Below are 1,860 nucleotides of genomic sequence, written 5' to 3' on the forward strand. Positions count from 1 at the left end.
CCGGGTGGACCTGCGCATGGGCACGCTGAGCAAGGCGCTGGGCGGGCTGGGGGCGTACGTGGCCACCTCGCGCGCGGTGGCGGACCTGCTGGTGAGCCGCGCGCGGCCGTTCGTCTACTCCACCGCGCTGCCCGCCGCCCTGTGCGCCGGCGCCGAATGCGCCGTGGACCTGGTGGAGCACGACCCGGCCCCGCGCGAGCGGCTGTGGGGCCACATCCACCGCTTCACCGAGGGCTTGCGCGCCCTGGGCCTGCCCGCGCAAGCCCGGAGCGCCATCTTCCCGGTCATCCTGGGCGAGCCCTCGCGCGCGCTGGACGCGGCGAGGCGCCTGCGCGACGCGGGCCTGCTGGTGAAGGCCATCCGTCCGCCCACCGTGCCGGACGGCACCAGCCGCCTGCGCTTCTGTCTCTCCGCGGCCCACACGACGGGCCATATCGACCTGGCGCTGGAGGTCCTGCGCCGGGTGGGAGTCTCCCGTGGCCCCTGAAGCACTCCAGTTCTTCGTCACCGGCACGGACACCGGCGTGGGCAAGACGCAGGTGTCGTGCGCGCTGCTGTCGCTCCTGAAGGACGCGGGCTGCGCGCCCCAGGGCTTCAAGCCCTATGAGAGCGGCTGCGCGTCGCTGAAGGCCCCGTCGGACGCGCTGGCGATGCGCGAGGCCGCGGGCAGCACGCTGCCAGTGGACGCCGTGTGTCCGCACCGCTTCAAGGCGCCGCTGGCCCCGGGCATCGCGGCGGCCCGGCTGGGGCGGGAGCCGGACTTCGGGGTGACGCTCGCGGCGTGGAAGCGACTGAAGGGCGGGACGGTGGTGGTGGAGGGGGCAGGGGGGCTGTTCGTCCCGGTGGACTCCAAGCGCGACGTGGTGGACCTCATCCAGGCCTTCCGCCTGCCGGTGGTGCTGGTGGCGCGCGCGGGGCTGGGCACGCTCAACCACGTGGCGCTGTCACTGGAGGCGCTGGCGGCGCGCAAGGTGTCCGTGCGCGCGGTGGTGCTGTCGCGCGGGGTGCCCGGACGCGACCTGGCGGAGCGGGACAACCGGCGCTACCTGGAGGCCCGCCACGGGGTGGAGGTGCTGGGTCCCGTGCCGTATGTGGAGGATCCGAGAAAGCGCCGGTTGGCGTTCCGGCGGGCGCTGGCGCCGCTGGTGCCCGAACGCGCGCGGGCCCGATAAATCGGCCTCCGCCGCGTTCGCCGGAGAGGCGCGTGCTACAGGTCGCGCAAGTTTTCGCGTGGTGGTGGCCGTGATCTGGACGGCCCGTTTTTTCCGCGCGAGAAAGCCGGCACGAATGGCGGACATCATCGACATCACGCTCCTCGCGGACGTCCGACGCTTCTTCCAGAAGCTCATCGAACAGCGCGGGCTGTCCTACTTCCTCCAGAAAGACGGTCCGCGGCTGTTCCAGATTGAGCCGACGAAGGTCGAGCTGGTCCTGCGCACCGCGATCCGCACCCGCGACCCGGAGCTGCCCCGGCCGCACGAGAAGGCCATCGAGCACTGCCGCCTGGAGCTGCGCCGCGAGCTGATCCGCCGCGTGGCCAGCGCCATGCTCCAGACGGGGCTGTGAGCCGCTTCTCGCTCCGCACCGCCTTCCCGCGCACCCCCAACCCGCTCTCCCAGGCCGTCGCCGAGCGCCTCGCGCGCGGGCCGCCCCTGCTGGACCTGGCGGAGACCAACCCCACCCGCGTGGGGCTGCCCCTGCCCGACGCGGAGCTGCTGCTGGCGGGCGCGGCGTCGCCAACGGCTTCCTCCCTTCTCCCGGAGCCCGTCGCAGGACGCGGCGGCCCGTCGCAGGCGCGGCGCCGTGACGGCGCCCTACCAGCGCCGCCGGCAGGGAGGGCGGCTCCCGCCTCGCCCTTCG

3 protein-coding genes and 1 pseudogene are annotated in these 1,860 nt (G+C 74.1%); all 4 read left to right on the forward strand.

Features of this window, described 5'->3' with window-relative positions; all coding sequences use genetic code 11:
- Positions 1–487 (forward strand): aminotransferase class I/II-fold pyridoxal phosphate-dependent enzyme (locus ACLEQD_RS42470; RefSeq protein ID WP_410391664.1); only part of this gene is annotated, 487 nt, incomplete at its 5' end.
- Positions 477–1,172, forward strand: a complete 696-nt coding sequence (gene bioD, locus ACLEQD_RS42475) for a dethiobiotin synthase (RefSeq protein ID WP_410391665.1) — start codon at positions 477–479, stop codon at positions 1,170–1,172. The genes ACLEQD_RS42470 and bioD, both read left to right, overlap by 11 nt.
- Positions 1,173–1,287: 115 nt before the next feature.
- Complete coding sequence (locus ACLEQD_RS42480; RefSeq protein WP_120529476.1) at positions 1,288–1,566, forward strand: hypothetical protein; 279 nt, start codon at positions 1,288–1,290, stop codon at positions 1,564–1,566.
- Positions 1,563–1,860 (forward strand): annotated as a pseudogene (locus ACLEQD_RS42485) (hypothetical protein); the annotation flags it as partial. The gene ACLEQD_RS42480 and the pseudogene ACLEQD_RS42485, both read left to right, overlap by 4 nt.

Source organism: Corallococcus sp. 4LFB (genome assembly GCF_046520365.1).
Lineage (GTDB): Bacteria > Myxococcota > Myxococcia > Myxococcales > Myxococcaceae > Corallococcus > Corallococcus caeni.

Bases quoted from the DNA above. Each gene is read 5' to 3' on its own strand.
- ACLEQD_RS42480 (WP_120529476.1), top strand. From the start codon at position 1,288: ATGGCGGACATCATCGACATCACGCTCCTCGCGGACGTCCGACGCTTC.